Origin of the sequence: Klebsiella sp. 1SOBk5mer (genome assembly GCF_046603115.1) — a bacterium.
Classification (GTDB): Bacteria; Pseudomonadota; Gammaproteobacteria; order Enterobacterales; family Enterobacteriaceae; genus Klebsiella; species Klebsiella quasipneumoniae.
The window spans coordinates 577,372-597,967 of sequence record NZ_JBKIUU010000002.1; the positions used below are offsets into that span (position 1 = coordinate 577,372).

22 protein-coding genes are annotated in these 20,596 nt (G+C 62.5%); 14 read left to right on the plus strand and 8 right to left on the minus strand.

The annotated features are described in order from the left end of the window. Window positions 1-202: 202 nt before the first annotated feature. The 5 genes from hypE to hypA are packed head-to-tail and all read right to left on the minus strand — an operon-like array spanning window position 203 to window position 3,814. Complete coding sequence (hypE, locus tag ACLH1U_RS08535) at window positions 203-1,213, minus strand: hydrogenase expression/formation protein HypE (protein ID WP_411299187.1); 1,011 nt, start codon at window positions 1,211-1,213, stop codon at window positions 203-205. Beyond that, entirely contained in the window at window positions 1,210-2,331 is a 1,122-nt protein-coding gene (gene hypD / locus ACLH1U_RS08540; RefSeq protein ID WP_121936626.1) for a hydrogenase formation protein HypD, read from the minus strand. Before hypD ends, hypE begins: the two co-directional genes overlap by 4 nt. After that, on the minus strand, window positions 2,331-2,603 hold the full coding sequence (locus ACLH1U_RS08545) for a HypC/HybG/HupF family hydrogenase formation chaperone (RefSeq protein WP_002914934.1): 273 nt from the start codon (window positions 2,601-2,603) through the stop codon (window positions 2,331-2,333). Before ACLH1U_RS08545 ends, hypD begins: the two co-directional genes overlap by 1 nt. Further along, entirely contained in the window at window positions 2,594-3,466 is an 873-nt protein-coding gene (hypB, locus tag ACLH1U_RS08550) for a hydrogenase nickel incorporation protein HypB (RefSeq protein WP_023290798.1), read from the minus strand. Before hypB ends, ACLH1U_RS08545 begins: the two co-directional genes overlap by 10 nt. 3 nt (window positions 3,467-3,469) lie before the next feature. Beyond that, window positions 3,470-3,814 carry a hydrogenase maturation nickel metallochaperone HypA gene (gene hypA / locus ACLH1U_RS08555; protein ID WP_004205644.1) on the minus strand — a complete coding sequence of 115 codons (345 nt, stop codon included), beginning with the start codon at window positions 3,812-3,814 and terminating at the stop codon, window positions 3,470-3,472. Window positions 3,815-4,024: 210 nt separating this feature from the next. On the opposite strand from hypA, the gene hycA reads away from it, so the two are divergent. The 9 genes from hycA (at window position 4,025) to hycI (ending at window position 11,829) form a co-directional block, all read left to right on the plus strand. Then, window positions 4,025-4,474, plus strand: a complete 450-nt coding sequence (gene hycA, locus ACLH1U_RS08560) for a formate hydrogenlyase regulator HycA (RefSeq protein WP_004205645.1) — start codon at window positions 4,025-4,027, stop codon at window positions 4,472-4,474. Window positions 4,475-4,556: 82 nt separating this feature from the next. Then, window positions 4,557-5,165, plus strand: a complete 609-nt coding sequence (locus ACLH1U_RS08565) for a 4Fe-4S dicluster domain-containing protein (RefSeq protein ID WP_023290796.1) — start codon at window positions 4,557-4,559, stop codon at window positions 5,163-5,165. After that, a complete protein-coding gene (gene hycC, locus ACLH1U_RS08570) occupies window positions 5,162-6,988 on the plus strand; it encodes a formate hydrogenlyase subunit 3 (RefSeq protein ID WP_411299188.1) in 1,827 nt (608 codons plus the stop codon). Before ACLH1U_RS08565 ends, hycC begins: the two co-directional genes overlap by 4 nt. 2 nt (window positions 6,989-6,990) lie before the next feature. Next, on the plus strand, window positions 6,991-7,914 hold the full coding sequence (locus ACLH1U_RS08575; RefSeq protein WP_023290794.1) for a respiratory chain complex I subunit 1 family protein: 924 nt from the start codon (window positions 6,991-6,993) through the stop codon (window positions 7,912-7,914). A gap of 16 nt (window positions 7,915-7,930) precedes the next feature. Continuing rightward, window positions 7,931-9,640, plus strand: coding sequence for a formate hydrogenlyase subunit HycE (gene hycE, locus ACLH1U_RS08580; RefSeq protein ID WP_004205649.1), 1,710 nt, complete (start codon window positions 7,931-7,933; stop codon window positions 9,638-9,640). Between the two features lie 9 nt (window positions 9,641-9,649). Beyond that, on the plus strand, window positions 9,650-10,192 hold the full coding sequence (locus ACLH1U_RS08585) for a formate hydrogenlyase complex iron-sulfur subunit (protein ID WP_023290793.1): 543 nt from the start codon (window positions 9,650-9,652) through the stop codon (window positions 10,190-10,192). Then, on the plus strand, window positions 10,192-10,959 hold the full coding sequence (locus ACLH1U_RS08590) for an NADH-quinone oxidoreductase subunit B family protein (RefSeq protein ID WP_002914891.1): 768 nt from the start codon (window positions 10,192-10,194) through the stop codon (window positions 10,957-10,959). The genes ACLH1U_RS08585 and ACLH1U_RS08590 overlap by 1 nt, the downstream gene beginning before the upstream one ends. Then, on the plus strand, window positions 10,956-11,366 hold the full coding sequence (locus tag ACLH1U_RS08595; protein ID WP_023290792.1) for a formate hydrogenlyase maturation HycH family protein: 411 nt from the start codon (window positions 10,956-10,958) through the stop codon (window positions 11,364-11,366). The genes ACLH1U_RS08590 and ACLH1U_RS08595 overlap by 4 nt, the downstream gene beginning before the upstream one ends. Continuing rightward, window positions 11,359-11,829 (plus strand): hydrogenase maturation peptidase HycI, encoded by a 471-nt coding sequence (gene hycI / locus ACLH1U_RS08600; protein WP_411299189.1) that lies wholly within the window; start codon window positions 11,359-11,361, stop codon window positions 11,827-11,829. The genes ACLH1U_RS08595 and hycI overlap by 8 nt, the downstream gene beginning before the upstream one ends. An 11-nt stretch (window positions 11,830-11,840) precedes the next feature. Here hycI and ACLH1U_RS08605 read toward each other — a convergent pair whose 3' ends face one another. The 3 genes from ACLH1U_RS08605 to ascF form a co-directional block, all read right to left on the minus strand. Further along, window positions 11,841-12,134 (minus strand): SymE family type I addiction module toxin, encoded by a 294-nt coding sequence (locus ACLH1U_RS08605; RefSeq protein ID WP_023290790.1) that lies wholly within the window; start codon window positions 12,132-12,134, stop codon window positions 11,841-11,843. A 180-nt stretch (window positions 12,135-12,314) separates the two neighbouring features. Continuing rightward, window positions 12,315-13,739, minus strand: coding sequence for a 6-phospho-beta-glucosidase (locus ACLH1U_RS08610; RefSeq protein WP_048298106.1), 1,425 nt, complete (start codon window positions 13,737-13,739; stop codon window positions 12,315-12,317). A gap of 26 nt (window positions 13,740-13,765) precedes the next feature. Then, on the minus strand, window positions 13,766-15,208 hold the full coding sequence (ascF, locus tag ACLH1U_RS08615; protein WP_049014476.1) for a PTS cellobiose/arbutin/salicin transporter subunit IIBC: 1,443 nt from the start codon (window positions 15,206-15,208) through the stop codon (window positions 13,766-13,768). 65 nt (window positions 15,209-15,273) lie between these two features. On the opposite strand from ascF, the gene ACLH1U_RS08620 reads away from it, so the two are divergent. The 5 genes from ACLH1U_RS08620 (at window position 15,274) to ACLH1U_RS08640 (ending at window position 20,403) form a co-directional block, all read left to right on the plus strand. Further along, on the plus strand, window positions 15,274-15,420 hold the full coding sequence (locus tag ACLH1U_RS08620; RefSeq protein ID WP_411299190.1) for a hypothetical protein: 147 nt from the start codon (window positions 15,274-15,276) through the stop codon (window positions 15,418-15,420). A gap of 53 nt (window positions 15,421-15,473) precedes the next feature. Then, on the plus strand, window positions 15,474-16,487 hold the full coding sequence (locus ACLH1U_RS08625) for a LacI family DNA-binding transcriptional regulator (RefSeq protein WP_023290787.1): 1,014 nt from the start codon (window positions 15,474-15,476) through the stop codon (window positions 16,485-16,487). Window positions 16,488-16,622: 135 nt separating this feature from the next. Beyond that, window positions 16,623-17,150 carry an electron transport protein HydN gene (gene hydN / locus ACLH1U_RS08630; protein ID WP_004205658.1) on the plus strand — a complete coding sequence of 176 codons (528 nt, stop codon included), beginning with the start codon at window positions 16,623-16,625 and terminating at the stop codon, window positions 17,148-17,150. Window positions 17,151-17,158: 8 nt separating this feature from the next. Next, the gene (gene hypF / locus ACLH1U_RS08635; RefSeq protein WP_263083405.1) at window positions 17,159-19,393 is read left to right on the plus strand and encodes a carbamoyltransferase HypF; all 2,235 of its coding nucleotides are present in this window, start codon (window positions 17,159-17,161) and stop codon (window positions 19,391-19,393) included. Beyond that, complete coding sequence (locus ACLH1U_RS08640; protein ID WP_232712426.1) at window positions 19,390-20,403, plus strand: HoxN/HupN/NixA family nickel/cobalt transporter; 1,014 nt, start codon at window positions 19,390-19,392, stop codon at window positions 20,401-20,403. Before hypF ends, ACLH1U_RS08640 begins: the two co-directional genes overlap by 4 nt. The last annotated feature ends 193 nt before the right edge of the window (window positions 20,404-20,596 follow it).

Here is a 20,596-nt window from a genome sequence, read left to right on the forward strand (position 1 = left end):
CATAAGAAAATGATGGTACAAATAATAGTATGTTAATAAAGCGGTTATTGCCGCTTTAACCCATCCGTGGGCGCCCGCTGGTTTGGGCGGGATAATCATGCTGGCTTTTCCCGGCTCGCGCTGCGCTTAGCCAGGCTACATGTGCGCGCCGTGTTGTAGCCTGGATAAGGCGCCAGCCGCTATCCGGGACCCGACGCCGTGGTTAACAAATTCTCGGCAGCGGCTCGGCGTGGGGAAGATCGAGCGTCCGCTTCACGCCGTACAGCCCGACGGAACGCACGCCCGGGCGGGCGACCACCTCGCCGATTATCGCCGCCTCGCGTCCCAGGGCGTGAGACCGTATATGCGCCAGCACGTTTTCCGCTTCTTCGCGGGCGACGGCGATCACCAGCTTGCCTTCATTGGCGAAGTTCAGGGCGTCCAGCCCGAGCAGCTCGCAGACTCCGCGCACGGTGTCGTTGACCGGCAGCTTCGCCTCGTGCAGTTCAATGCCGCAGCCGCTGGCGGCGGCGAACTCATGGGCGACGGCGTTGACGCCGCCGCGGGTGGCGTCGCGCAGGGCTTTGACGCCGCGCAGCGGCCGCAGGGTTTGGATCAGCGGCGTCAGCACCGCGCAGTCGCTGGACAGCGCGCCGTCGAGCCCCATCTGCTCGCGCAGATTAAGGATGGTGGCGCCATGATCCCCCAGCGTGCCGCTGACCAGCAGCACATCGCCGGCGCTGATCTGCTGCGTCCCCCAGTGAACGTCTGCCGGGATGGCGCCGATGCCGGCGGTGTTAATAAACAGCTTATCCGCCGCGCCGCGCGGCACCACTTTGGTGTCGCCGGTAACGATAGCGATCCCTGCCGCCCGGGCGGTATCGGCCATGCTGGCGACCACCGCTTCCAGGGTAGCCATCTCCAGCCCCTCTTCGAGAATAAACCCGCAGGAAAGATAGCGGGGGATGGCGCCGCTGACCGCCACATCGTTGGCGGTACCGCAGACGGCCAGCTTGCCGATATTGCCGCCGGGAAAGAACAGCGGGTCAATCACATAGCTGTCGGTGGAGAAGGCGAGACGATCCCCCTGGGCGGCAAGCGCCGCCAGATCGAGACGCGCCTGATCCTCCTGCTCCGCCAGCCAGGGGTTGGCGAAAGCCTGCATAAACAGGTCGCCGATCAGCTGCTGCATTGCCTGACCGCCGCTACCGTGGGCTAACTGGACGCTTTTCATGCTTCATATTCCTGACTGCGATATTGATACCAGGCGGCGCAGGCCCCTTCCGAGGAGACCATCAGCGCGCCAAAGGCGCTTTGCGGATTGCAGGTGCTGGCGAAGAGCGGGCACTGGTGCGGTTTACAGCGGCCGGTCAACACCTCGCCGCAGCGGGCGCGCGGGTCGTCACACACGCGCTGCGGCGCCGGGCGGAAATGGGCCTCGGCATCGAAGCGCTGATAGGCCGGCGTGAGGTGCACGCCGGAGTCGCTGATGACCCCCAGACCGCGCCATTCGCTGTCGCCATCAAGGCGAAACACGTCGGCCATCGCCGCCTGCGCCAGCGGGTTGCCGGCATCCGGCACTACGCGGCGGTACTGATTTTCCACCTCGCTACGCTGCGCTATTGTCTGCTCAACCAGCATCACCGCGCCTTGCAGTAGATCAAGAGGTTCGAAACCGGCGACCACTAACGGGCGATGATAGTCGCTGGCGATAAAGCCGTAGGCTTCGGTGCCGATCACCATACTGACGTGGCCGGGGGCGAGAAAGGCGTCGATACCGTTGTCAGGCTGGTCCAGCAGACTGCGCAGGGTCGGCAGCAGGGTGATGTGCTGGCAGAAAAAGAAGAAGTTATCGACGTTGCGCTCCCGCGCCTGACGCAGGGTGAGGGCGGTGGCGGGCATGGTGGTTTCGAAACCGAGACCGAAAAAGACCACTTCACGCTGCGGGTTTTGCTGCGCCAGCCGCAGGGCGTCCATCGGCGAATAAACGATGCGGATATCGGCGCCGCGGGCTTTCGCCTGCAGCAGTGAGCCGTTTTTGCCCGGAACGCGCATGGCGTCGCCGAAGGTACAGAAGATAACCCCCGGACGACTGGCAATCTCAATGCAGGCGTCGATGCGCCCCATCGGCAGGACGCACACCGGGCAGCCGGGCCCATGAATAAATTCGATATTCTCCGGCAACAGCTGGTCGAGACCGAACTTAAAAATGGCATGGGTATGACCGCCGCAGACCTCCATGATGCGCAGCGGTCGCGCGGCGGTGTGCGGCAGCAGATGGGCACGCTGCTGAAGATGGGCCACCAACTGCATGACCTGCTCAGGGGCGCGGTATTCGTCAACGTAACGCATTATCGCTCCTCGCCGTACAGCAGGGCGCCGACGTCCGGCTCTACGTCAAACATATTTTGCAGCGCTTCGAGAGTGTCGCGGGCTTCGGCTTCATTAATCACGCTCATGGCGAAGCCGACGTGCACCAGCACCCACTGGCCGAGACGCGGCTGGCCCTGCTCGTCAACGGCGCCCACCAGCGTCAGGTCGACGTCGCGCTGAATGCCGCAGACTTCCACCTTCGCCAGCACGCCGTCGATGGCGCAAATTTGTCCCGGAATGCCTATGCACATCGCTGCGTCTCCAGCCAGGTGAGCCACTGATCCATGCCTTCGCCGCTGGTGGCGGAGAGGAGGATAATGTCAATATGCGGATTGACCTCGCGGGCGCAGGCCAGGCACTTCTCGACGTCGAAATTGAGATACGGCAGCAGGTCGACCTTGTTGAGCAGCATCAGGCTGGCGGCGGCGAACATATGCGGATACTTCAGCGGCTTGTCTTCGCCTTCCGTGACCGACAGCACCGCCACCTTATGGCGTTCGCCGAGATCAAAGCTCGCCGGGCAGACCAGGTTGCCGACGTTTTCAATAAACAGAATGCCGTGGTCAGCCAGCGGCAGGCGCGGAGCGGCGTCGGCGATCATCTGGGCGTCGAGATGGCAGCCTTTCCCGGTGTTGACCTGAATCGCCGGGGTGCCGGTGGCGCGAATGCGGGCGGCGTCATTGACCGTTTGCTGGTCGCCTTCAATCACTGCGCAGTCGGCACGCCCTTTCAGCCGGGTGAGGGTTTCGGTGAGCAGGGTGGTTTTGCCGGAGCCGGGGCTGGAAACCAGATTCAGCACCAGCTGCTGCTTCGCCGCAAAGCGCGCGCGGTTGCGCGCCGCCAGACGGTTGTTTTTATCCAGCACGTCGATTTCCACTTCCAGCATGCGCCGCTGGCTCTGGCCCGGGGCGTGAGTCCCCGCTTCACCATGGCCGTAATGCAGATCGCCCTCTGTCGTGCGGGTGGGGGCGAAGTGGTCGGTTTTTACGCCGGTGATGGTCATCGTCTGGCGTGGGGCGGGCGCGAAGGGGGCGCTGCGGAACGCGGAATGCGGGTTTCGTTCGTCTCCTTCAATATAGAGGTTGCCTTCTCCACAGCCGCATGTTGTACACATAATTTACTCCAATTCTAAACGCTGAATCTGTAAGCCGTCATCCGCCACGATCTGTAGCTGGTCGTTGTTGCAGTGCGGGCAGCGGCGGACGTGCTGCGAGACAAGATGGACGTACTGCTGACAGCGTTCGCACCAGCATTCAGCCTGTTGTTCGGCGATATGCAGTTCGCACCCCTCCGCCAGCGTGCCGCGGCAGACCAGCTCAAAGCAGAAGGTCAGGGCGCTGGCTTCCACGCAGGAAAATGCCCCCACCTTAAGCCACACGCCGGTCACCCGCCGCGCGCCGGCCTGCTGCGCCTGTTGTTCAATAATTTCCAGCGCCCGCTGGCTGAGGGTGATTTCGTGCATAGTCGCCTCCGTATCGCGATGCGCCTTTTATGCAATAACGGTGCCAGAAAAGACTCGTGGCGGCAGGAAATGTCGATGACGACGCGCCGGGGCTGTCATCGACATGTCGCGTCGGCAGGGAATAAATATAAAAACATAATTAAATCAAATAAATAAAATGTGGCACGGAAAATGCTTAGACGGTGCATCTCATGCTACGGAGAAACCGATATGACTATTTGGGAAATAAGTGAAAAGGCGGATTACATCGCCGACCGTCACCGGCAGCAGCAGGAGCAGTGGCATATCTACTGTAACTCGCTGGTTCAGGGGATCACCCTGTCGAAAGCCCGCCTGCATCACGCGATGAGCTGCGCGCCGGACAAAGAGCTGTGCTTCGTGCTGTTCGGCCATTTTCAGGTGTTCGTCGCCCTGGCGGAAGGCTTCAACAGCCACACCATCGAATACTACGTCGAAAACAAAGGCGGCGGTGATAAGTATCTGATTGCTCAGGCCACGCTCGCCGCGGATGGCACGGTGGACGGGCGGATCAGCAACCGCTCCCGCGACCAGGTGCTGGAGCATTATCTGGCGATTATCGCCACCGTCTATGACCGTCTGTACGACGCCATGGAGCAAGACCAACCGGTGGACTTAAGCCATCTGGCCCTGACCCACTGATCGCAAGGTGTCGACACGTGTCGAAAATGACACCTGCGCAACCTGATTTCGTCAAAAGTGACTTTCACCCGAGGATGACCCGGTGAACCGTTTTGTAATTGCTGACTCCACTGTCTGTATCGGCTGCCGCACCTGCGAAGCCGCCTGCTCTGAGACGCATCGCCAGCACGGCCTGCAGGCTATGCCGCGGCTGCAGGTGATGCGTAATGAAAAAGAATCGGCACCGCAGATGTGCCACCACTGCGAAGACGCCCCCTGCGCCGCTGTCTGCCCGGTAAACGCCATCCAGCGCGTCGATGGCGCCGTCCAGCTCAACGAGAGCCTGTGCGTAAGCTGCAAACTGTGCGGCATCGCCTGCCCGTTTGGCGCGATCGAATTTTCCGGCAGCCGTCCGCTGGATATTCCGGCCAATGCCAATACCCGGCTGGCGCCCCCCGCGCCGCCGGCGCCGGCCCGCGTCAGCTCGCTGCTCGACTGGGTGCCGGGCGTGCGCGCCATTGCCGTGAAATGCGACCTCTGCCACTTCGATGACCAGGGCCCGGCCTGCGTGCGGACCTGTCCGACCAAAGCGCTGATGCTGGTGGATAGCCGTGATATCGCCCAGGCCAGCAAGCGTAAACGCCAGCTGACCTTTAATACCGACCTTGGCGACTTGTCGTTGTTCCAGGCGCAACAGGGGGAGAGGGAATGAGTGTAATTGGATTAGTCAATCAGGCGGTGACGTGGTACGCCTCCAGCGCCGTGCTGGCCTTTGTGTTTGCCATGCGTAAACCGCTCAGCGGCGCCATTGCCGGGATTGGCGGCGCGGTGGCCAGCGCTATGCTGGTGGTTGCCGGCGGCGCCGCGCTGCTGATGCCGGATCGGATCCACGGCGGCATGCTGCAGTTTCTCCATCTGACGATGCGGGTGGGCGGCGTCAATGCCCTGTGGCTGCTGGCCATCGGCCTGTCGGCGCTGCCGGTGTCGCTGTTTAACATTAGCTGGCATCGCCACCCGCAGGTGAAGGCCAACGGCCTGCTGGTCAACCTGCTGCTGGCCGCCGCCACCTGCGCGGTGGTGGTGACCAACATCGGTTCGCTGGTGGTGATGGCGGAGATCATGGCGCTCTGCGCGGCGTTTCTCACCGGCTGCGCCGCCTCCGGTAAGCTGTGGTTTGCGCTGGGTCGTCTCGGCACGCTGTTGATGGCATGGACCTGCTGGCTGGTGTGGTCGACCTACGGCACCCTCGAGCTGGCGCAGATCAATCTCCAGGCGGTGGATATGATGCAGAACCCGCTGCTGTGGCTGCCGGGGCTGGCGGGATTCGCCCTGCTGGCGGGGGCGATCCCGCTGCACGGCTGGGCGCCGCAGGCTCACGCCGGAGCCAGCGCGCCGGCCGCCGCGCTGTTTTCCACTGTGGTCATGAAGGTCGGTCTGTACGGCATGTTAACCGTTTCGCTGGCCGGCGGCGTGCCGCCGCTGTGGTGGGGCGTGATGCTGCTGGTGCTGGGGATGATCACCGCCTTCATCGGCGGGCTGTATGCGTTGATGGAGCATAACATTCAGCGCCTGCTGGCCTATCACACCCTGGAGAATATCGGCATCATCCTGCTGGGGCTGGGCGCCTTCGTTACCGGCGTGGCCACCCGCAACAGCACGCTGATGGTGCTGGGCTTCATCGGCGGCATGTATCACCTGATTAACCACAGCCTGTTCAAAACTACGCTGTTCCTCGGCGCCGGGGCGGTGTGGTTCCGCACCGGCCATCGCGATATCGAGAAGCTGGGCGGCATCGGTAAAAAAATGCCGCTGATCTCCCTCGCCATGCTGGTGGGGCTGATGGCGATGGCGGCCTTGCCGCCGCTGAACGGCTTCGCCGGCGAGTGGGTCATCTACCAGTCCTTCTTCAAAATGAGCACCAGCGACCTGTTTATTGGCCGTCTGCTGGGGCCGCTGCTGGCGGTGGGCCTGGCGATCACCGGCGCGCTGGCGGTGATGTGTATGGCCAAAGTCTATGGTGTCACCTTCCTCGGCGCGCCGCGGAGCAAAGAGGCGGAAAACGCCACCTGCGCCCCCTGGCTGATGACCCTGAGCGTGGTCATGGCGGCGGTCTTCTGCCTCGTTGGCGGCATCGCCGCGCCGTGGCTGCTGCCGCTGGTGAGCGGCGCCTTCCCGCTGCAGGCCCAGGTGTCGAGCGTGGTGTCGCAGCCGATGATCGCGCTGCTGCTTATCGCCTGCCCGCTGCTGCCGTTCCTGCTGATGATCTTCTTTAAAGGCGATCGCCTGGCGGCGCGCTCGCGCGGCGCGGCCTGGGTCTGCGGCTACGATCACGAACAGTCGATGGTGGTCACCGCCCACGGTTTCGCCATGCCGGTGAAAGAGGCCTTTGCGCCGCTGCTGAAGCTACGTCACTGGCTGAACCCGGTGCGTCTGGTGCCGGGCTGGCAATCGGCCTCGGCGCCGGCGCTGCTGCGCGCAATGGCGCTGGTTGAGCTGGCGGTGCTGGTGGTGATTGTCATTTCCCGAGGAGCCTGAGAATGAGTCTGTTAATTGCATTGCTACAGGCGCTGGCGTTGTTTGCCGTCGCGCCGCTGTTATCCGGGATCGTCCGCGTCGCCCGCGCGCGGCTGCATAACCGCCGCGGACCGGGCGTGCTGCAGGAGTATCGGGATATCCTGAAATTGCTGGGCCGCCAGAGCGTTGGTCCCGACGCCTCGGGCTGGGTGTTCCGCCTGACGCCGTACGTCATGGTGGGCGTGATGCTGACCATCGCCACCGCCTTGCCGGTGGTGACGGTGGACTCTCCGCTGCCGGTGCTTGGGGATCTCATCACCCTGATCTACCTGTTCGCCATCGCCCGTTTCTTCTTCGCGATTTCCGGTCTGGACACCGGCAGCCCGTTTACCGCGCTGGGCAGCAGCCGCGAAGCGATGCTCGGCGTGCTGGTGGAGCCGATCCTGCTGCTGGGCCTGTGGGTCGCCGCGCAGGTGGCGGGCTCCACCCATATCAGCAGTATCACCGACACCCTTTATCACTGGCCGGCAGCGCGCAGCATTCCACTGATTCTGGCGCTGTGCGCCTGCGCCTTCGCCACCTTTATCGAGATGGGCAAACTGCCGTTCGATCTGGCGGAAGCGGAGCAGGAGCTGCAGGAGGGGCCGCTTTCCGAGTACAGCGGCAGCGGCTTTGGCATCCTGAAGTGGGGCATCAGCCTCAAACAGCTGGTGGTGCTGCAGATGTTTGTCGGGGTCTTTTTCCCGTGGGGCCAGATGACCAGCTTCAGCGTCGGCGGCCTGCTGCTGGCGCTGGTGGTGGCCGTCGTCAAGCTGGTGGTGGGCGTGCTGATCATCGCGCTGTTTGAAAACAGCATGGCGCGTCTGCGCTTCTGTGCCACCTCCCGCGTCACCTGGGCCGGGTTTGGTTTCGCCTTTTTAGCTTTCGTCTCCTTGCTGGTGGCGTGATTAAGAGAGTTTGAGCATGTCTGAAGAAAAAATCGGTCAACACTATCTTGCGGCGCTGCACCAGGCCTTTCCGGGCGTGGTGCTGGACGAAGCCTGGCAGACCAAAGATCAGTTAACCATCACCGTGAAGGTCAATTACCTGCCGGAAGTCGTGGAGTTTCTCTACTACCAGCAGGGCGGCTGGCTGTCGGTGCTGTTCGGTAACGATGAACGTAAGCTGAACGGCCACTACGCGGTCTATTACGTGCTGTCGATGGAGCAGGGCACCAAATGCTGGATCACCGTGCGTGTGGAGGTGGATGCCAACAAACCGGAATACCCATCGGTGACGCCGCGCGTGCCGGCGGCGGTGTGGGGCGAGCGCGAAGTGCGCGATATGTATGGCCTCGTGCCGGTTGGCCTGCCGGACGAACGCCGGCTGGTGCTGCCGGACGACTGGCCGGACGAACTCTATCCGCTGCGTAAAGACAGCATGGACTATCGCCAGCGTCCGGCGCCGACCACCGACGCCGAAACCTACGAGTTCATCAACGAGCTGGGCAGCAAGAAAAACAACGTGGTGCCGATCGGCCCGCTGCACGTCACTTCCGATGAGCCCGGCCACTTCCGCCTGTTCGTTGACGGCGAGAACATTATCGATGCCGATTACCGTCTGTTCTATGTCCATCGCGGGATGGAGAAGCTGGCGGAAACCCGCATGGGTTATAACGAAGTCACCTTCCTGTCGGACCGGGTGTGCGGCATCTGCGGCTTCGCCCACAGCACCGCTTATACCACCTCGGTGGAGAATGCGATGGGCATCGTAGTGCCGGAGCGGGCGCAGATGATCCGCGCCATTCTGCTGGAGGTGGAACGCCTGCATTCGCACCTCCTGAACCTCGGTCTGGCCTGCCACTTCACCGGCTTCGACTCCGGCTTTATGCAGTTCTTCCGCGTGCGCGAAACCTCGATGAAGATGGCCGAGATCCTCACCGGCGCGCGGAAAACCTACGGTTTGAACCTGATCGGCGGGATCCGCCGCGACCTGCTGAAAGAGGACATGATCCAGACCCGCCAGCTGGCGCAGCAGATGCGTCGCGACGTGCAGGAGCTGGTGGATATGCTGCTCAGCACCCCGAACATGGAGCAGCGTACTGTCGGCATTGGCCGTCTGGACCCGGAAATCGCCCGCGACTTCAGCAACGTTGGCCCGATGGTGCGCGCCAGCGGCCACGCCCGCGACACCCGCGCCGATCACCCGTTCGTCGGCTACGGCCTGCTGCCGATGGAAGTCCACAGCGAACAGGGCTGCGACGTGATCTCCCGCCTCAAGGTGCGGATCAACGAGGTTTATACCGCGCTGAACATGATTGATTACGGTCTTGATAACCTGCCGGGCGGTCCGCTGATGGTGGAGGGCTTCACCTATATTCCGCACCGCTTCGCGCTGGGCTTCTCAGAAGCGCCGCGCGGGGATGATATCCACTGGAGCATGACCGGCGACAACCAGAAGCTGTACCGCTGGCGCTGCCGGGCGGCGACCTACGCCAACTGGCCGACTCTGCGCTATATGCTGCGCGGCAATACCGTTTCCGATGCGCCGCTGATCATCGGCAGCCTTGACCCGTGCTACTCCTGTACCGACCGCATGACCGTGGTCGATGTCCGCAAGAAGAAGAGCAAAGTGGTGCCGTACAAAGAGCTGGAGCGCTATAGCATCGAGCGTAAAAACTCGCCGCTGAAATAAGGAATCGCCATGTTTACCTTTATTAAAAAAGTGATTAAGACCGGCACCGCGACGCACGCCTATCCGCTGGAGCCGATGCCGGTAGATAAAAACTTCCGCGGCAAGCCGGAGCATAACCCGCAGCAGTGTATCGGCTGCGCGGCCTGCGTGAACGCCTGCCCGTCGAACGCCCTGACGGTAGAGACCGATCTGGCCACAAACCAGCTGGCGTGGCAGTTCAACCTCGGGCGCTGCATCTTCTGCGGCCGCTGTGAAGAGGTCTGCCCGACGGCGGCGATTAAGCTGTCGCCGGAGTATGAGCTGGCGGTGTGGAAGAAAGAGGATTTCCTCCAGCAGTCGCGCTTCGCTATCTGCCACTGCCGGGAGTGCCAGCGGCCGTTCGCGGTGCAGAAGGAGATCGACTACGCCATCGCGCTGCTCAAGCATAACGGCGACACCCGCGCCGAGCTGCACCGCGAAAGCTTCGAAACCTGCCCGGAATGCAAGCGCCAGAAATGCCTGGTGCCGTCCGATCGTATTGAACTGACCCGCCACATGAGGGAGGCCAGCTGATGAGCACTTTACTTGGCCCACGCGATGAAAACGGCATTCCGGTGCCGATGACGGTGGATGAATCCATCGCCAGCATGAAGGCCTCGCTGCTGAAGAAAATCAAACGTTCCGCCTACGTTTATCGCGTCGACTGCGGCGGCTGTAACGGCTGTGAAATCGAAATTTTCGCTACCCTTTCACCGCTGTTCGACGCGGAACGCTTCGGGATTAAGGTGGTGCCTTCGCCGCGCCATGCCGATATCCTGCTGTTTACCGGGGCGGTGACCCGCGCGATGCGCTCCCCGGCGCTGCGCGCCTGGCAGTCGGCGCCGGATCCAAAGATTTGCATCTCCTACGGCGCCTGCGGCAACAGCGGCGGCATCTTCCACGACTTGTACTGCGTCTGGGGCGGAACCGATAAAATCGTACCGGTCGATGTCTATATCCCGGGCTGCCCGCCGACGCCCGCCGCCACCCTGTACGGCTTCGCCATGGCCCTCGGCCTGCTGGAGCAGAAAATTCACGCCCGCCTGCCGGGCGAGCTTGACGAACAGCCGACCGAGCTGCTGCACGCCGATATGGTGCAACCCCTGCGGGTGCGCATCGATCGTGAAGCGCGCCGTCTGGCGGGCTATCGCTATGGTCGGCAGATTGCCGACGACTATATGCGTCTGCTCGGCCAGGGCGACAGCCAGGTGCTGCGCTGGCTGGAGGCGGAGAAAGATCCGCGTCTGACCGAGATCGTCACCCATCTCAACCAGGTGGTCGAGGGGGCGCGTATCCGATGAGCGAGACGGTGGTGTTCAGTCAGCTGAGCCGTAAATTTATTGATGAGAACGACGCCACGCCGGATCAGGCGCAGCAGGTGGTCTATTACAGCCTGGCGATTGGCCACCACCTCGGCGTTATCGACTGTCTCGAGGCGGCGCTGAGCTGCCCGTGGGACGCGTATCTGGCATGGATCGCCACCCTTGAGGCCGGCAGCGTCGCGCGGCGCAAAATGGAGGGGGTGCCGAAGTATGGCGAAATCGTCATCGACAGCAGCCATGTGGCAATGCTGGCCAACGCCTTTGATAAAGCGCAGTCCGCGCAGACCCCGCAGCAGCAGGCGTGGAGCAAAACAATGCTCAGCATGCTGCATGATATTCACCAGGAAAGCGCCATCTACCTGATGGTGAGGAGATTACGTGACTGACGTTTTACTCTGTGTCGGCAACAGTATGATGGGCGACGACGGCGCCGGCCCGCTGCTGGCGGAGATATGTGCGGCGAACCCGGCCGGCCAGTGGGTGGTCATCGACGGCGGCAGCGCGCCGGAAAACGACATCGTGGCGATCCGCGAATTACGCCCCGAACGCCTGCTGATCGTCGATGCCACCGATATGGGCCTAAACCCCGGCGACATTCGCGTCATCGACCCCGACGACATCGCCGAGATGTTTATGATGACCACCCATAACATGCCGCTCAACTATCTGGTCGATCAGCTGAAAGAGGACGTCGGCGAAGTGATCTTCCTCGGCATTCAGCCGGATATTGTCGGTTTTTATTATCCGATGACCCAGCCGGTGAAAGAGGCCGTTGCCCGGGTGTACCAGCAGCTGGCAGGCTGGCAGGGCCACGGCGGCTTTGCCCGGCTGGAAGCCGCAGACGATTAACCCTGCGGTGCTCAGGGCTCCCCGACGGCGCGCGACTGACCGGCCGGGAGCCCCGTTACCGGCGGCGCCAGCTCAAGATTTTCTATCACTAATTTACCGGGCGACACCGAGACTCTGACCTGCGTGCCGACCGGGAATCCCGCCTGCTCCAGCCAGTCGCCGTTCAGGCTCAGCGCCGCATGGCGGGTGTAGCGCCGCGTCTCCCGCGTTTTGCGGTTCTCATGGCGTTTTCTGACATATCCCACGGTTAACTGGCGAATGGCCCTGGCGATCCCTCCGGCTGCAGTGGTGTGCTGTGCGTTCATGATGTGCTCCTTGCTGAAGATACCCCTGAAAACATACTGGATAAAATACCAGTTGTTGTGAACGGGAGGCAAACCAGAAACTGGAATCAGGCTCGAGAAAAAAACATGTAATAGATGCAACAGAAAGCAGCGCCCGTCCTCCGGTTAGCGCGGAGAGACGGGCGAGCGCGGGAGACGCGCTTAGTCGAGGTCGGCGCCGTTGCTGGCTATCACCTTCTGGTACCAGAAGAACGACTTTTTACGCTTGCGCGCCAGCGTGCCGTTGCCGGCGTCGTCGCGATCGACATAGACAAAGCCGTAGCGCTTGCTCATCTCGCCGGTTGACGCCGAGACCAGATCGATGCAGCCCCAGCTGGTGTAGCCCAGCACCGGAATACCGTCGCCGATGGCGTCGCGCATCGCCTTGATGTGCTCGCGCAGGTAGCTGATGCGATAGTCGTCATTGATCTCCCCCCTGGCGTCAATCTCGTCCCGGGCGCCGAGCCCGTTTTCCACCAGGAACAGCGGTTTCTGATAGCGGTCGTACATCATGTTCATGGTGATGCGCAGGCCCAGCGGGTCGATGCCCCAGCCCCATTCGCTGGCCGGAATGTGCGGGTTCTTCAGCGACTTGACGATGTTGGCGGCATTGGTGTTGCTGGCGTTCATCTCCGCCGAGGCGCAGCGCGAGGCGTAGTAGCTAAAGGAGACGAAATCGACGGTGTTTTTGAGGATCTCATCATCGCCCGGCAGCTTCGCAATGGTGACCCCCTTTTCCCGGAATACCCGCGCGGCCCATACCGGGTAGGCGCCGCGCGCCTGGACGTCAATAAAGAACAGGTTTTCGCGGTCCTTCTCCAGCGCCATCCATACATCTTCCGGCTTGCAGGAGTAAGGGTAGAAATTACCGCCCGCCAGCATGCAGCCGACCTGATTCTGCGGGTTTATCTCGTGGGCGATTTTTGTCGCCAGTGCGCTGGCCACCAGCTCGTGATGCGCCGCCTGGTACTTCACCTGCTCCTGATTTTCTCCCTCTTCAAACACCAGTCCGGCGCCGGAGTAGGGGCTGTGCAGCATGATGTTGATTTCATTGAAGGTGAGCCAGTATTTCACCAGACCGTCAAAAGCTTCAAAGCAGGTGCGGGCGTAGTGGCTGAAGAAATCGACCATTTTGCGGTTGCGCCAGGAGCCGTACTCCATCACCAGATGCATCGGCACGTCAAAATGGCACAACGTCACCAGCGGCTCGATACCGTGCTTTTTGCACTCCTCGAACAGCGAACGATAGAAGGCGATGCCCTGCGGATTCGGCTGCTGCTCGTCGCCGCGCGGGAACAGGCGGCTCCAGGCGATGGAGGTGCGAAAGACGCTGAACCCCATCTCCGCCATCAGGGCGATATCTTCCTTGTAGCGGTGGTAGAAATCGATCGCCTCGTGGCTGGGGTAGAATTCGTCTTCGCGAAGCGTGAAGCGCTTCTCCAGGCCTAATTTTACCGGCAGACGGTGGGCGCCGTGGGGGAGGGTATCCACGGTGGCCATCCCTTTCCCCCCTTCGCGCCATGCGCCTTCTGACTGGTTGGCGGCCAGTGCGCCGCCCCATAAAAATCCCTGTGGGAAACTCGCCATGCGTTACCTCGTTATTAATGGTGTGTTCAGGCGTGGGTTGCCTGGGCCTGGGCCTGGCGCGCTCGGGCGTCGGCGGCGGCCTGTTCAACGGGAATATCTTCAAAGCCGAGGATCAGCGTCAGGGCAAACGACAGCACTACCGACAGCGCCATCACGCCAAACACCCAGACGATGGTCATTGGATTGGCTGGATCGAAAAACTGCACGCTGGTGAACAGCCCCGGCGCCGCCATCGAGTGGCTGGCCAGTCCGGCGATGCCCGCCACCGCGCCGCAGATAAAGCCGCTGATTAAGCTGGCGATCAGCGGGCGTTTCAGGCGCACCGCCACGCCGTACAGCGCCGGTTCGGAAATACCGGCCAGAATCGCCGATGCCGCGGCGGCCAGCGCCGTCTGGCGCAATTCCGGGTTTTTCGTTTTCCACGCCACCGCCAGCGACGAGCCGCCGAGCGACAGGTTGGCGCCGATCTCCGACGGCATTACCATGCCCTCTTTGCCGGTTTCGGCGATGGTCTGAATGATGGTCGGCGTAAAGACCCGGTGCATGCCGGTCATCACCAGCAGCGGCCACAGCCCGCCCATGATCGCCACCGACAGCCAGCCGAGATAGCTGTGGATCGTATAGACCAGCGCGGAAATGGCGCTGCCAATCCAGATGCCGAGCGGGCCAATCAGCAGGATCGCCAGCGGGGCGGCGATCAGCACGATCAGCATCGGCTTAAGGAAGTTTTTCGTCACCGCCGGGGTAATGCGATCCACCCAGCGTTCGATATACGACAGGCACCAGGTCATCACCAGCGCCGGGATCACCGTGTAGGTGTATTTCACCGCGGTCACCGGAATAAGGGCAAATTCGACGTGTTCGCCCTGGGCGGCTTTGGCCATTAATTCGATAAACCCGGGATGCACCAGCACCCCGGCGATAGCGATGGCCAGCGACATATTGGTTTTGAATTTCACCGCCGCGGAGGCGGCCACCATCAGCGGCAGGAAGAAAAACGCGCCGTCGCCGATAAGCGTCAGGAGGGTCAGCGTCGGCGAGCCTTTCGGCAACGCGCCGCTCATTTCGAGGATCATCGCCAGCAGCTTGACCATCGATCCGCCGATAATCGCCGGGATCAGCGGCGACATGGTGCCGATCAGCGCGTCGAGGATCCCGGCGCCGATGCGTTTCAGGGTGATCGGCGCTTTGCCCTGCGGCTCGACCGGGCGCAGGTCGCCAGGCAGCAGATTCACTACCTCGCGATAGGCCTGAGAGACCGTGTTGCCGATGATCACCTGGCACTGGTTATCGCTGCGCACGACGCCGAGCACCCCGGTCAGGCCTTTCAGGGTAGGGCTATCGACCTGTTCGTTGTCTTTGACCACGAAGCGCAGACGCGTCATGCAGTGGGTCACGGCGACGACGTTATCGACTCCGCCTAATGCCGCGACTATCTGTTGCGCCAGGGCTGCATAATTTTTCGACATCGGATTTTATCCTGTTTATCAATAGGGTACTGATCTGTTACCGCGCCGCATCGTCGGGCGATACCATGCTTTATAGGAAACCGGTTCCACAAAATCATGGTGAGTTTTATTTGATTTCACAAGAAATAAAAAAATATGATCTCATTTTTGTGATTTTGATCGCGAAGCGTCGCGGCGAGCAGGATCGCGGTGGTGAGCGGGGGATGCTGTAAAAGCCAGAAACGTGCAGTACACTGCCTGCAACTTTTGCAACAGGAAGAATCACATGGCAACGATGCTGGAGGTCGCAAAGCGCGCGGGGGTATCGAAGGCGACCGTGTCGCGGGTGCTGTCGGGCAACGGCTATGTCAGCCAGGAGACCAAAGACCGGGTGTTTAAGGCGGTGGCGGAGAGCGGCTACCGACCGAATCTGCTGGCGCGCAACCTGGCGACCAAAACCACGCAAACCCTTGGCCTGGTGGTGACCAACACCCTCTACCACGGCGTCTATTTCAGCGAGCTGCTGTACCACGTGGCGCGGATGACGGAGGATAAAGGGCGGCAGCTGATCCTCGCCGACGGCAAGCACAGCGCGCAAGAGGAGCGGGAAGCGATCCAGTATCTGCTGGATCTGCGCTGCGATGCGATCATCATCTACCCGCGCTTTCTCACCGTCGACGAGATGGACGAGATCGTTGAGAACCACTCGCAGCCGATCATGGTGCTGAACCGCCGGCTGCGCCGCCACGCCAGCCATTGCGTCTGGTCCGATCAAAAAGCGTCGGCGATGCGGGTGGTGGAGCGGCTGATTGCCCTGGGTCACCGCGATATCGCCTTTATTACCGGCTCCCTTGACTCGCCCACCGGCGTCGAGCGCCTTGCCGGCTATAAAGACGCGCTGGCTGGCCACGGCATTACCCTCAACGAGGCGCTCATCGCCGAAGGGCGCTGGACGCCGGAAACCGGCGCGGCGGCGGTGGAGAGCCTGCGTCAGCGCGGGGTGACCTACAGCGCGCTGGTGGCGAGCAATGACGATATGGCCATCGGGGCGATGAAGCAGCTTCACCAGCTGGGCGTTAAGGTGCCGGAGCAGGTCTCGGTGGTGGGGTTTGACGATATTGTGCTGGCGCCGTACATGGTGCCGTCGCTCGCCAGCGTCCGGGTGCCGGTGACGGAGATGATTAAAGAGAGCATTAATCGCCTGATATTTATGCTCGATGGCGGAGAATTCAATGTTCAGCAGAGTTTTCCCGGGGCGCTGATCGAGCGTGAGTCGCTGGTGTCAGGTCCCTGCGCCTGACGTCGTCAGCTGTCATCGTCACTACTGACGATGACAGCGCGCTAACCATTAAATTTTATTTATTATCAATAAGATAAAAACTGGAACGTATTATGCATACTCCGGCGCCTAACCCTCTTACTGCTGGAGAAATGGATGAACCGTTTCATTATCGCCGATGCGAGCAAATGCATCGGCTGTCGCACTTGCGAAGTAGCCTGCGTGGTCTCCCATCAGGAACATCAGGACTGCGCCTCCCTGACGCCGCACACCTTTCAGCCGCGTATTCACGTCATCAAAGGGGTCAATGTCTCCACGGCCACCGCCTGCCGTCAGTGTGAGGACGCCCCGTGCGCCAATGTCTGCCCGAACGGCGCCATCAGCCGCGATAAAGGCTTTGTTCATGTGATGCAGGAGCGCTGCATCGGCTGCAAAACCTGCGTCGTCGCCTGCCCGTACGGGGCGATGGAGGTAGTGGTGCGGCCGGTGATCCGCCATAGCGGCGCCGGACTGAACGTCGTGGCGGAAAAAGCCGAAGCCAACAAGTGCGATCTCTGCTTCCACCGCGACAGCGGCCCGGCCTGCATGGAGGTCTGCCCGACGCACGCCCTGGTCTGCGTAGACCGCAACAAGCTGGAGCAGATGAACCAGGAAAAACGTCGCCGCACGGCGCTGGCCTGGTAAGCTCAGGCATGAACGGGGTGCAAATCCGCATTCGCGGTAAAGTGCAGGGGGTGGGGTTCCGCCCCTTTGTCTGGCAGCTGGCTCAGGGGCAGGCGCGCTGCGGCGATGTCTGTAACGACGGCGACGGCGTGCTGGTGCGGCTGGCCGGGGACGATGATGGTTTTACTGCCGCCCTCGCTGCCCACTGCCCGCCGCTGGCGCGGATCGACAGCCTCGTCTGCGCCCCTTATCGCTGGGCGGCTCCGCCGCAGGATTTCACCATCCGCGAGAGCGGGGCAGGACGGATGCGCACCCAGATCGTGCCCGATGCCGCGACCTGCCCGGCGTGCCTCGCGGAGATGAATGATCCCCGGGCGCGCCGCTACCGCTACCCCTTTATCAACTGCACCCACTGCGGGCCGCGGTTAACCATTATTCGCGCGATGCCTTACGACCGGCCATTTACCGCGATGGCGCCGTTTCCGCTCTGTCCGCCCTGCGAGGCGGAATACCGCGATCCTGCCGATCGCCGGTTTCACGCCCAGCCGGTGGCCTGCCCCGACTGCGGGCCGCGACTGGAATGGCGGGCGCAAGGGGAAACGCTGGACGGCGAGGCGGCGCTGCAGTCGGCTATCGCCCGGCTGGCGGCGGGCGACATCGTGGCGATAAAAGGCGTCGGCGGCTTTCATCTGGCCTGCGACGCCGGCAACCCCGCTGCCGTTGCCACACTGCGGGCGAGGAAACACCGTCCGGCGAAACCGCTGGCGGTGATGCTGCCCTCTGCGGCGGGGTTACCTGCCGACGCCGCGGCGCTGATGGGCTCCCCGGCGGCGCCCATCGTACTGATTAGCAAAGCGCAGGTCTCCGGCCTGTGCGACGAGATTGCGCCAGGGCTTGCGGAAGTTGGGGTGATGCTGCCGTCTAATCCGCTGCAGCATTTGCTTCTGCAGGCGCTGGCGCGCCCTATCGTGATGACCTCCGGCAACCTTAGCGGCCGCCCGCCGGCGTTAAGTAATACTCAGGCGCTCAACGACTTAGCCGACATCGCCGACGGCTTTTTGCTCCATAACCGCGACATCGTGCAGCGGATGGATGATTCGCTGGTGCGCTCGAGCGGAGAAATGCTGCGCCGCGCCCGGGGCTATGTCCCGGATGCGCTGCCGCTGCCGCCGGGTCTGGAGAAGGTTCCGCCGCTGCTGGCGCTGGGCGCGGACATGAAAAACACCTTCTGCCTGGCGCGCGGGGGCGAAGCGGTTCTCAGCCAGCACTTTGGCGATCTTGGCGAGGAGGGCGTCGAGCAGCAGTGGCGCAGCGCGCTACAGCTGATGCAGAACATCTACGCCTTTATGCCGCAGCGGGTGGTGGTTGACGCCCATCCCGGCTATCGCTCGACGCAGTGGGCGGCGACTCTGCCGCTGCCGGTAGAGACAGTGCTACATCACCATGCTCACGCCGCGGCGTGCCTGGCAGAGCACCGCTGGCCGCTCGACGGCGGAGACGTCATCGCCCTGATCCTCGACGGAATCGGCATGGGGGAGAACGGCGCGCTATGGGGCGGGGAGTGCCTGCGGGTTAACTATCGCCAGTGCGAACATCTCGGCGGGCTGCCGGCCGTCGCGCTGCCGGGCGGCGACCTGGCGGCGCGTCAGCCGTGGCGTAATCTGCTGGCTCAGTGCCTGGCCTTTATCCCTGACTGGCAGGATTACCCGCAGACCGGTACGCTGCGCCAGCGCAACTGGTCGCTGCTGGCGCAGGCCATCGATCGCGGCATTAACGCGCCGCGCGCCTCGTCCTGCGGACGGCTGTTTGATGCCGTCGCCTGCGCGCTGGACTGCGCCCCGGAGAGCCTGAGCTATGAGGGCGAGGCGGCCTGTCGGCTGGAGGCGCTGGCCGCCAGCTGCTCCGGCGTCTGCCATCCGGTCACGCTGCCGTGGCGCGGCAATGCGCTGGACTTAGCCACCTTCTGGCGACAGTGGCTGCGCTGGCAGGCGACCCCGGCGCAAAAAGCCTGGGCATTCCATGACGCCCTGGCCAGCGGACTGGCGGCGATGGCCCGCGACTGCGCCACCGCCCGCGGCATCGACACGATGGTCTGCAGCGGCGGAGTGCTGCATAACCGCCTGCTGGCGGCGCGATTGACCTTTTATCTGGCGGATTTTACTCTGCTGTTTGCGCAGCAGTTGCCGGCCGGCGACGGCGCAATCGCCTATGGTCAGGCGGTGATCGCCGCCGCCCGCGGACAGGCTCAAGGAACACAACAATGATAATGACAGTTTTACGCCAGCAGCCGCGCGCTGCGGGACTGGTGCTGGGGTTGATCGCGGCGAACCTACTGGCCTGGTGCTGGGCGCTGCAGGCCTTTGGCGACAGCGGCGCGCTGATGGCCGCCAGCCTGCTGGCCTGGGGCTACGGCCTGCGCCACGCGGTGGACGCCGACCATATCGCGGCGATTGATAACGTCACCCGCAAGATGATGCAGCAGGGGCGGCGGCCTTTCGCCGTCGGGGCCTGGTTCTCGCTGGGCCACTCGTCGATTGTGGTGCTGGCCTCGGCGGCGATTGCCGCGACCGCCACGGCCTTCAGCGCGCAGATGAGCTGGCTGCACGACACCGGCAGCGTCATCGGCACTGCGGTGTCGGCGCTGTTTCTGCTGGCGATGGCCTTTATCAACCTGGTGATATTGCGCAGCGTCTGGCGCAGCTTTCGGGCGTGGAAGCGCGGTGAGCCGGTGAGCGACGAGATCGTCAGCGGCGGCGGGGTGATGAGCTGGCTGTTTGGCAAAACCTTTCGTCTGGTCAGCCGCAGCTGGCAGATGTACCTGGTCGGTTTCCTGTTCGGCCTCGGGTTTGATACCGCCACCGAAATCGGCGTGCTGGGCATCTCCGCCGCCGGCGCGTCGAGCGGGATTTCCGTCTGGTCGATTATGGTCTTCCCGGCGCTGTTCGCCAGCGGCATGGCGCTGGTGGACACCCTCGATAACGTGCTGATGGTCGGCGCCTACGGCTGGGCGTTCAGCAAGCCGCAGCGCAAGCTTTACTACAACATGACCATCACCGGCACTTCGGTGGTGGTGGCGCTGTTTATCGGCGGCCTGGAAGCGCTGGGTCTGCTGAGGGATAAGTTTGCGCTCAGCGGCGGAATATGGCGCTGGGTCGGGGTGTTAAACGACAACCTCGGCGACGCCGGGTTTGTGGTGGTCGGGCTGTTTGTCGCCTGTTGGGCGCTGTCGGTGCTCAACTATCGCTGGCGCGGCTACGATAATCTGGCGCGTTAGGTTCAGCATTTTCCCGGCTTGCGCTGCGCTAAGCCGGGCGACAACAACTGTCCGGCGGCGCTACGTGGGCCTGCGTGGCGTATGCTGCCCGCACTGTTTTACGCAGGAGCCTGCTGCTCGTGGTGAGGCATTGTATCGGTGTCTCTCAGGCTGATTTTTAACTTCTTGAAAACATATTAATTTCTGTTAGCCC

Excerpts from the sequence above, each read along its gene's own strand:
- ACLH1U_RS08595 (WP_023290792.1), top strand. The coding sequence starts at position 10,956 with ATGAGCGAGACGGTGGTGTTCAGTCAGCTGAGCCGTAAATTTATTGAT.
- ascF (WP_049014476.1), bottom strand. The coding sequence starts at position 15,208 with ATGTCGAAAAATTATGCAGCCCTGGCGCAACAGATAGTCGCGGCATTA.
- ACLH1U_RS08590 (WP_002914891.1), top strand. The coding sequence starts at position 10,192 with ATGAGCACTTTACTTGGCCCACGCGATGAAAACGGCATTCCGGTGCCG.
- ACLH1U_RS08585 (WP_023290793.1), top strand. The coding sequence starts at position 9,650 with ATGTTTACCTTTATTAAAAAAGTGATTAAGACCGGCACCGCGACGCAC.
- hypF (WP_263083405.1), top strand. The coding sequence starts at position 17,159 with ATGAACGGGGTGCAAATCCGCATTCGCGGTAAAGTGCAGGGGGTGGGG.
- ACLH1U_RS08605 (WP_023290790.1), bottom strand. The coding sequence starts at position 12,134 with ATGAACGCACAGCACACCACTGCAGCCGGAGGGATCGCCAGGGCCATT.
- ACLH1U_RS08610 (WP_048298106.1), bottom strand. The coding sequence starts at position 13,739 with ATGGCGAGTTTCCCACAGGGATTTTTATGGGGCGGCGCACTGGCCGCC.
- hycC (WP_411299188.1), top strand. The coding sequence starts at position 5,162 with ATGAGTGTAATTGGATTAGTCAATCAGGCGGTGACGTGGTACGCCTCC.
- hycE (WP_004205649.1), top strand. The coding sequence starts at position 7,931 with ATGTCTGAAGAAAAAATCGGTCAACACTATCTTGCGGCGCTGCACCAG.
- hycA (WP_004205645.1), top strand. The coding sequence starts at position 4,025 with ATGACTATTTGGGAAATAAGTGAAAAGGCGGATTACATCGCCGACCGT.
- hypB (WP_023290798.1), bottom strand. The coding sequence starts at position 3,466 with ATGTGTACAACATGCGGCTGTGGAGAAGGCAACCTCTATATTGAAGGA.
- ACLH1U_RS08625 (WP_023290787.1), top strand. The coding sequence starts at position 15,474 with ATGGCAACGATGCTGGAGGTCGCAAAGCGCGCGGGGGTATCGAAGGCG.
- hypE (WP_411299187.1), bottom strand. The coding sequence starts at position 1,213 with ATGAAAAGCGTCCAGTTAGCCCACGGTAGCGGCGGTCAGGCAATGCAG.
- ACLH1U_RS08620 (WP_411299190.1), top strand. The coding sequence starts at position 15,274 with ATGCTTTATAGGAAACCGGTTCCACAAAATCATGGTGAGTTTTATTTG.
- hydN (WP_004205658.1), top strand. The coding sequence starts at position 16,623 with ATGAACCGTTTCATTATCGCCGATGCGAGCAAATGCATCGGCTGTCGC.
- ACLH1U_RS08575 (WP_023290794.1), top strand. The coding sequence starts at position 6,991 with ATGAGTCTGTTAATTGCATTGCTACAGGCGCTGGCGTTGTTTGCCGTC.
- ACLH1U_RS08545 (WP_002914934.1), bottom strand. The coding sequence starts at position 2,603 with ATGTGCATAGGCATTCCGGGACAAATTTGCGCCATCGACGGCGTGCTG.
- hypD (WP_121936626.1), bottom strand. The coding sequence starts at position 2,331 with ATGCGTTACGTTGACGAATACCGCGCCCCTGAGCAGGTCATGCAGTTG.
- ACLH1U_RS08640 (WP_232712426.1), top strand. The coding sequence starts at position 19,390 with ATGATAATGACAGTTTTACGCCAGCAGCCGCGCGCTGCGGGACTGGTG.
- hypA (WP_004205644.1), bottom strand. The coding sequence starts at position 3,814 with ATGCACGAAATCACCCTCAGCCAGCGGGCGCTGGAAATTATTGAACAA.